Below are 8,298 nucleotides of genomic sequence, written 5' to 3'. Positions count from 1 at the left end.
CCCCGCGCCGCCGGCCCAGGCCGCGCCGCAGCAGCAGGCCGCGCCGCAGCAGCCCATCCCGGCGAACGAGCCGGCGGCGGTGACGCGCCTGCGCGGCCTGCTCGGCGCCGATGTGCGGCTGTCCTACGCGACTGCGCAGGCGCTCGATGCCGCGGGCGAGCAGGTGCGCCTGGCCGGCGTGGTGCTGCAACAGGGCGACAAGCGCGCCACTGCCGACGAGGTGACGCTGAACGGCCTGCGCCCCGATGGCGTGGCCGAGGCGGTGATCCGCGGCTTCGCCACCACCGAGGACGGCACGCAGGTGCGCATCGGCATGATCCGCCTCGCCGGCCTCACGGTGCCGCGCGACAGCGCCGGCGGCCCGCCGCAGCCAGAGCAGGTGCGCCTCGATGCGCTACGGATCGAGGGGGTCGAGACCTCGGGCGGTGCGACCATGCGCCTCGGCATGATGTCCTTCGAGAACTGGGTCGCCGGCCAGCCGGCCCGCTTCGGGATCGAGGGGCTGGAGGTGTCCGGCATCGACGGCGGCGGCGTGGTCGATGCGGTGCGCCTGGCACGCTTCGCCTTCAGCGGGGTGGACATCGCCGCGACCCTCGGCGCGGTGATGCGGCAGGAACGCCCGCGCACCCTGGTCGGGCGCGCCGCGGTCGAGATGGACGGCCTGGAACTGGCCGGCGGCGGCCGTCCGGTGGGACGGATGACCGAGATGCGCATCGGCGCCGACGTCACCAACCCCAACGGCTCGGGCACCGGCACGTTGGCCTTCCGCGGCATCCGCGTGGAAGCCACGCCGCTGATCGCGGACTGGCTGTCGCGCTTCGGCTACCAGACGATCGATGCCGACATCACCTCCTCCACCGCCTATGAGGGCGGATCGGGACGGATCGAGGTGCGCGACCTCTCGCTCGCGCTGCGCGAGGCGGGCACGCTGTCGATCGCGTTCGCGCTCGATGGCCTCACGCAGGAACGGCTGCAGGCGAGCGACTTCTCCGCCGCGCAGCTGATCTCCTTCGGCCTGCGCTATGCCGATGCCTCGCTGTTCCAGCGCTTCATCACCGCGCAGTCGCGCGAATCCCGCACGCCGGAGCCGCAGCTTCGCGAGCAGTTCGCCGCCATGGCCGGCGGGGCGCTGTCGCAGCCCGGGGCGGCGGCGCTCGACCCGATCCGCGACGCGGTGCAGCGCTTCATCCGCGGCCAGGCGCGCACCATCGAGATCCGCGCCAATCCGCCCAAGCCGCTCGGCATGGCGGATATGCAGAGCGCGTCGCCCAGCCCGGCCGAGGCACAGCGGCTGCTCGGGATCACCGCCACGGCGCAGTAGCGCCGGCGCGCAGGGCTGGCGCGTTCAGCCCTGCGCGTTCGCCTGCGCCACCGCCAGCGCCGTGACGTTGAGGATGCCGCGTGCGGTGACACTCGGCACCAGCACGTGGATCGGCTTGTTCATGCCCAGCAGCAGCGGGCCCAGCTGAAGCCCATCCGTCGCCGCCTTGACCAGGTTGAAGGCGATGTTGGCGGCATCGATCCCCGGCATGACCAATAGGTTCGCCGAACCTTCCAGCGTGCTGTCGGGCACCGCGCGCGCGCGGATGGCGGGGATCAGCGCGGCATCGGCGTGCATCTCGCCATCCACCTCCAGCGCCGGGTCGTGCCTGCGCACCAGCGCCAGCGCCTGGCGCATCCGCCGCGCCGAGGGCGCATGCGAGGCCCCGAACGACGAATGCGACAGCAGCGCGACCTTGGGCGTGATGCCGAAGGCGCGCACCTGCTCGGCGGCCAGCAGCGTCATCTCGGCGATCTGCTCCGCCGTGGGCTCCAGGCACAGGTGCGTGTCCACGACGAACAGGTGCTCGCCCGCCCGCGTCACCACGCCCGAGAGCGCATAGACCCGCCCGACGTCGTCGCGCTTGCCGATGATGTCGAGCACATGGGACCACTGCCCCATCCAGTCCCCGGTGCCGCCGCAGATGGCGGCATCCGCGTGGCCGGCCTCGAGCAGCAGGGAGGCCGCGACGGCGGGGCGCGTCATCACCCGCTTCGCCGCCGCGTCGGGCGGCGTGCCGCGGCGGCCGACCTTGCGGCGATAGAGCTCCGTCAGGGGGCCGAACAGCGCCTCGTCCGCCACGGGATCGACCACGCGCACGCTGTCGCCGAGGTGCATGCGCAGGCCGAGCGCCGCGACCTTCGCCTCGATCACGTCGCGCCGGCCGACCAGGATGGGTTCGGCGATGCCCTCATCGACCACCGACTGCACGGCGCGCAGCGTGCGTTCGTCCTCGCCCTCGGCATAGGCGACGCGGCGCGGGCGCTTGCGGGCGGATTCGAAGACCGGGCGCATCAAATTGCCCGAGCGGAACACGTTGCGTTCCAGCTCGCGCCGGTAGGATTCGAAATCGGCGATCGGGCGTGTGGCCACACCGCTGTCCATCGCCGCCTTCGCCACCGCCGGCGCGATCTCCAGGATCAGGCGCGGGTCGAAGGGCTTGGGGATGATGTAGTCGGGGCCGAAGACCGGCGCGACGCCGCCATAGGCCGCGGCGACCACTTCGCTTGCTTCCACGCGCGCAAGTGCTGCGATGGCATCCGCCGCGGCGATCTTCATCGCCTCGTTGATGGTGGTCGCCCCCACATCCAGCGCGCCGCGGAAGATGAAGGGGAAGCACAGGACGTTGTTGACCTGGTTCGGGTAGTCGGTGCGCCCGGTCGCCACGATCGCGTCCGGGCGCGCGGCACGCACCGCCTCGGGCAGGATCTCGGGCTCGGGGTTCGCCAGCGCGAGCACCAGCGGCTTCGGTGCCAGCAGCTTCAGCCATTCGGGCTTGAGCACGCGCGGCGCCGAGAGGCCGAGGAACACGTCCGCGCCCGGCAGCGCATCCTCCAGCGTGCGCGCCTCCGTCACCTGCGCGTAGCGCGCCTTGTAGGGGTCGAGGTCGTTGCGCCCGGCATGCACCACGCCGCCGATGTCGCAGACTGTCACGTTCTCCCGCCTGAGCCCCATCGAGACCAGCAGGTCGAGGCAGGCCAGCGCCGCGGCGCCCCCGCCGGTGTTGACCAGCTTCACGTCCTCGAGCCGCTTGCCCTGCAGCAGCAGCCCGTTGCGCACCGCGGCGGCGACGATGATGGCGGTGCCATGCTGGTCGTCGTGGAAGACGGGAATCTTCATGCGCTCGCGCAGCGTCGCCTCGATGACGAAACATTCGGGCGCCTTGATGTCCTCGAGGTTGATGGCGCCGAAGGAGGGTTCGAGTGCCGCCACCACTTCGATGAACTTCGCCGGGTCGCGTTCCTCGACCTCGATGTCGATCGAATCGATGCCGGCGAATTTCTTGAACAGGACGGCCTTGCCCTCCATCACGGGCTTGGAGGCCAGCGCGCCGATGGCCCCGAGGCCCAGCACCGCCGTACCATTGGTGATGACCGCCACCATGTTACCGCGCGTGGTGTATTCGTAGGCGGCGGCCGGGTCGGCGGCGATCGCCTCGCAGGCGGCGGCCACGCCCGGGCTGTAGGCGAGGCCCAGGTCGCGCTGCGTCGCCATGCGCTTGGTCGGCTCGATCGCCAGTTTCCCGGGCCGCGGGAGCCGGTGGTAGTCGAGCGCTGCGCGGCGGAAATCATCGTCCATGAACGGTACCTCCGCCGGACAGGGTAGAAGCTTTCGCGCCGACGCGTCAGGGCTGCCACGCGGCGCCGCTCTCCGGGAACGGTTTCCCCATCGAGCGCGCCGTCCTATCGTGGCGCCTCAGGTCGAGGCCCCCTGCGCGCGGCGGGGCGATGGGTCGGGGAGCAGCGGCGTCCGCATGGACGACAGGCGACGGGTCGCAGACATCCTCCGCACCTACCTGGCCCGCGAGCGCATCTCGCGGGACGAATTCGCGCATCGCACACGGCTCGGCCGCTCCACGGTCGACAAGCTGCTGGTCGGGCTGTTCTCCGACCGCACGCTCGCGGTGGTGGAGGCCAGCACCGGCCTTGTCCTGAACGACAAGGTCGCGGCCCCCGCTCTGCCCGACGCGTCACCCGGCACCATCGCGACCGGCGGGGCGGAGGATGCCGCGCCGTCCATCGCCGTGCTGCCCTTCACCTTCATGGGCGAGACCGCCGCCGCCCAGGACTGGCTGGCCGATGGCATCACCGAGGACATCATCACCGACCTCGCGCGGCTGCGCTGGCTGTTCGTGATCGCGCGCAACTCGACCTTCACCTACAAGGGCCGCGCCGTGGACGTCCGGGAGGTCGCGCGCGACCTCGGCGTGCGCTACGTGCTGGAAGGCAGCGTGCGCGTGGCCGGCGGGCGCATCCGCGTCACCGGCCAGTTGATCGACGCCGCCACCGGCCGCCACATCTGGGCCGAGCGCTACGACCGCGAGATGGCCGACATCTTCGCCGTGCAGGACGAGATCACGCGCAACGTCGTGGCCGCGATCGAACCGCATCTGTATGCCGAGGAAGGCTTCCGCGCCGCGGCGCGGCCGACCGCGAACCTCTCCGCCTGGGGCCTCGCGGTGCGGGCCATGGGGCTGATCACCAAGGTCGGGCGGAGGCACAACGAGGAAGCGCGCCGTCTGCTGGACGCGGCGATCGCGCTCGAACCCGGATATGCCCGCGCGCATGCGCTGCTCGCCTGGTCGGCGTGGTGGGCGGCGCTGTGCTACTGGTGGCCGGACAATGCCGAGGGGTACCGCATCGCCGCGCGCCAGGCGGCGGAGGCAGCCACGCTCGACCCGGCCGAGCCCTGGGCGCGCATGACGCACGGCATCTGCCTGTCCACCGTGCGGCAGCACGAGGCGGGGCTCGTCGAACTGCGCGCCGCTCTCGACCTCAACCCGAGCTTCGCGCTCGGGCGCACGATGTACGGCTGGGGTCTGCTGCGCGCCGGGCGGATCGACGATGCCATCGCGCAGACCGGCCTCGCGCTGCGCCTGAGCCCCATGGACAGTTTCGCGGGCATCTACACGGCGATCCACGGCCTCGCGCTGCTCGGCGCCCGGCGCTTCGAGGAAGCGCTGCCGCATCTGCGCGCCGCCGTCGCCGGCTTCGCGGAATATTTCGGTCCCTACAACACGCTGATCTCGTGCTGCGGCCATCTCGGCCTGATCGAGGAGGCGCAGGATTGCATCGAGGCGCGCAACCGCATGGGCCCACCGATCCGCGTGGGGGTGCTGCGCCGCAACCTGGCGGGCTTCGCCCATGCCGAGGTCTTCGTCGAGGGCCTGGTCAAGGCCGGCGTGCCGGAGTGAGCAACCGCGCGGCGGTGTGACGCGGATCACCGGCGGGAAGGATCCCGGAAAGCTCCGGAAAGCTCCGGCGATGGCTCCGGAAAGGTCGGTCGATCAGGGTGCGTCCATCCCGCGGCGAGGTCGCCCGGGCATCGAGGACCGCCGCCATGACCAGCATCGCCTCCCGCGGCCTGCGTGCCGCCGCCATGATCGCCTCCCTCGCCGCCGCGCCCGCGCTGGCGCAGCAGGCCCCGGCCTCCGGGCCCAATGCGCGCGGCGAGTACCTCGCGCGCATCATGGATTGCGGCGGCTGCCACACCGGCGGCGCGCTGGCCGGCCAGCCCGATCCGCGGCTGCACCTGGCGGGCTCGGGCATCGGCTTCGGCATCCCCGAGCTCGGCGTCTTCTACCCGCCCAACCTGACCCCGGACCGCGAGACCGGCCTTGGCGCCTGGAGCGAGGCGGACATCGTGCGCGCCGTGCGCACCGGCGTGCGGCCGGACGGGCGCGTTCTGGCGCCGGTGATGCCGTGGCATTCCTATGCCGCGCTCACCGACGCCGATGCGCGGGCGCTGGCGCGCTACCTGCGCAGCCTGCCGCCGGTGCGCAACCCGACCCCGGCCATGGTCGGCGCGTCCGAGACGCCCAGCGCGCCCTACCTCACGGTCGTCGTGCCCGGCGCGCCGGCCCGCTGACCCTCGACCACCCGCGCGCCGGCCACCGCGACGTGCGGCGCGGGGCCGGCGCCATGACAGCCGCACCCATGCGGAGGACACGCCCCATGCCGATCATCAACGACAACTGGCTCCCGCCGAGCTGTGACGACGTGTTCGGCCCGGTGCCGGCGCCGAAGCGCCCGGCCTCCTTCGACCTCTACGGCCCGGTCCACAAGGGGCTGCGCCTGGCGCTGTGCGGGCTGCTGACGCGACTCGGCGCGCAGGACTGGACGGATGCCGGGAGCACAGCGGCGCTGCTGGATGCGATGCGCGGGCAGCTCGAGATCTCGGCGGCGCACCTGAAGCATGAGGAGGAGCACATCCACCGCCTGCTCGATGCGCGCCTGCCGGAGGGCGCGGTACGCCCGCGCCACCAGCACGAGGCCCATGCTGCCGCCTTCGCCGACCTGGCGCTGATGATCGAGACCATCGCCGCCGCGCCGAGCGACGAGCGGCCGGCCCTCGGGCGCCGTCTGTACCTGCGCTTCAGCACCTTCGTCGCCGAGGATTTCGAGCACATGGCGGAGGAGGAGCAGGCGGTGCAGCCGATGCTCCAGGCGCTGCTGAGCGATGACGAGATGCGGGCGATCGAGGCCGGAATCCTGGCGGCCATTCCGCCGGCCCGCGCGCAGGCCTTCCTGCGGATGATGCTGCCCGCGATGAGCCCGCCGGAGCGCGCGGCCCTCATTGCGGGTGCCAGGGCGAATGCCCCGGACGACACGGCGGTGGCGATGATCGAGGGCTCGGCGATGATGAGCCTGGCGCCGGCCGACTGGCACGATCTGCAGAAGCGCCTGGACCTGGCGGCCTGACGGGGACCTGATCCCTGTCGGCCCGAGGCCCTGCCTCGGGCCGGGAGCGCAACGCGCGACCGCGCCCAGACCGGCAACGGCCGCCCGCACGCCAGTGCATGGCGCGAAGCCAAGGCCCGCGCATGCGGGCCGCCCGGCGTCTGAGGGATCTAAAGAAAAACTGGTGCGGTCGAGAAGAGTCGAACTTCCACAGGGTTTCCCCTACCAGCACCTCAAGCTGGCGCGTCTACCATTCCGCCACGACCGCAAACCGGGTAGAGGGCGCGGCGTATAACCCATGCTTGCGCCGCCAGCAACAGAGGGCCCGGAGTGGATCATCTCCGAGGGCCGCACCCCCTATGCCGAGGCCCTGGCGGCGATGGAGGCGCATGTCGGCGCCATTCGCGCCGGCACAGGGCGCGAGCGCGTCTGGCTGGTCGAGCACGACCCCACCTACACCGCCGGCACCTCGGCGCGACCCGAGGACCTGCACGACGCCCGCTTCCCGGTGTTCAGCGCCGGGCGCGGCGGGCAATGGACCTATCATGGGCCAGGGCAGCGCACGGGCTACGTGATGCTGGACCTCAACCGGGCGCATGGAAGCGTGCCGGCGCGCGACGTGCGGGCCTATGTCCATGGCCTCGAGGAATGGCTGATCCGCACGCTGGATCGCTTCAACATCCGCGCGGAGCGGCGCGAAGGCCGCGTCGGGCTGTGGGTGGCGAACCGCACGGGGGGCGAGGACAAGATCGCCGCGATCGGCGTGCGCGTGACGCGTTGGGTGACCTGGCATGGGGTGGCGCTGAACGTGGAGCCGGACCTGTCGCATTTCGGCGGGATCGTCCCCTGCGGAGTGAGCGAGCACGGGGTGACGAGCATCGCGGCGCAGGGGGTGGTGGCGACGATGGCGGAAGCCGATGCCGCGCTGCGGGAGGCCTGGGGCGAGGTGTTCGGGGACTGGTGAGGAGAAGGTCAGGGGGAGGGAACTCCCCCTGAAACCCCGTCCTCTTTTTTGGCTGTTGGGCGGGCGGTGCGGGACCCGGCGGTTTCGGACAAATCGCCCAGGGTCAATTTAGGGATTTAGGATTGTAAGCGGATCGCGCGCCTGCGGATCTTGGACAGCTTCCTGGCACAGCCGGATTGGAGAGGAGGCCAAGGGGCCGAAATAAACGGATGCGCAGGTTTAACGAGCGAAGGTCGCGCTGAAGCGCGGATCTCTTTCCTATATAATGCCCTGCGAATTCGAAAGTCCAGAGAAAGCGTCGGACGCTGACACGGTCGCCAAGGACCTCCCGCACATGGCCAAAGGCGACCAGCGCGCGCCGCATGGCAGGCAGCGAGTCCCGGTACGGCGCGTCCCGGCAGCGACGGACGCTGTCCGTCCTGCCGAGGGCATAAGGATCGGCCCCGGGGGAAGTTCCCCTCCCCCGGGGACTCAAGCCCTGATCACCGCCCCCGCCGCAGGAAGGCCGGCGCGCTCGATCCGTCGCGGAAATCCCCCTCCCGCCAGGACCGGTCCCGCCGCGGGGCCTCGGCCTGCGCGGGCGCCGCCGGGCGGCGGCGGGCCGCCTCCCCGGC

General features: G+C 71.8%; 6 protein-coding genes and 1 tRNA gene. 5 read left to right on the top strand and 2 right to left on the bottom strand.

The annotated features are described in order from the left end of the window. A partial coding sequence (locus HW578_RS19335; RefSeq protein WP_198372349.1) for a hypothetical protein occupies nucleotides 1–1,321 on the top strand: 1,321 nt, incomplete at its 5' end. Nucleotides 1,322–1,345: 24 nt separating this feature from the next. Here the strand turns inward: HW578_RS19335 and HW578_RS19330 are convergent. After that, nucleotides 1,346–3,619, bottom strand: a complete 2,274-nt coding sequence (locus HW578_RS19330; RefSeq protein ID WP_198372348.1) for an NADP-dependent malic enzyme — start codon at nucleotides 3,617–3,619, stop codon at nucleotides 1,346–1,348. A gap of 175 nt (nucleotides 3,620–3,794) precedes the next feature. Between HW578_RS19330 and HW578_RS19325 the strand changes: the two genes are divergently transcribed. From HW578_RS19325 to HW578_RS19315, 3 genes are all read left to right on the top strand, one after another. Further along, the gene (locus tag HW578_RS19325; RefSeq protein ID WP_198372347.1) at nucleotides 3,795–5,234 is read left to right on the top strand and encodes a tetratricopeptide repeat protein; all 1,440 of its coding nucleotides are present in this window, start codon (nucleotides 3,795–3,797) and stop codon (nucleotides 5,232–5,234) included. A gap of 146 nt (nucleotides 5,235–5,380) precedes the next feature. Beyond that, nucleotides 5,381–5,908: a c-type cytochrome gene (locus HW578_RS19320; RefSeq protein WP_198372346.1), complete on the top strand. Its 528-nt coding sequence runs from the start codon at nucleotides 5,381–5,383 to the stop codon at nucleotides 5,906–5,908. 86 nt (nucleotides 5,909–5,994) lie between these two features. Next, a complete protein-coding gene (locus HW578_RS19315; protein ID WP_198372345.1) occupies nucleotides 5,995–6,741 on the top strand; it encodes a hemerythrin domain-containing protein in 747 nt (248 codons plus the stop codon). Nucleotides 6,742–6,902: 161 nt separating this feature from the next. Here the strand turns inward: HW578_RS19315 and HW578_RS19310 are convergent. Next, a tRNA-Leu gene (locus HW578_RS19310) sits at nucleotides 6,903–6,988 on the bottom strand. A gap of 30 nt (nucleotides 6,989–7,018) precedes the next feature. Between HW578_RS19310 and lipB the strand changes: the two genes are divergently transcribed. Continuing rightward, the gene (lipB, locus tag HW578_RS19305; protein WP_198372344.1) at nucleotides 7,019–7,684 is read left to right on the top strand and encodes a lipoyl(octanoyl) transferase LipB; all 666 of its coding nucleotides are present in this window, start codon (nucleotides 7,019–7,021) and stop codon (nucleotides 7,682–7,684) included. The last annotated feature ends 614 nt before the right edge of the window (nucleotides 7,685–8,298 follow it).

The organism is Roseomonas rosulenta (assembly GCF_016106005.1).
GTDB lineage: Bacteria > Pseudomonadota > Alphaproteobacteria > Acetobacterales > Acetobacteraceae > Neoroseomonas > Neoroseomonas rosulenta.
This window is presented reverse-complemented; position numbering and strand designations above follow the sequence as displayed.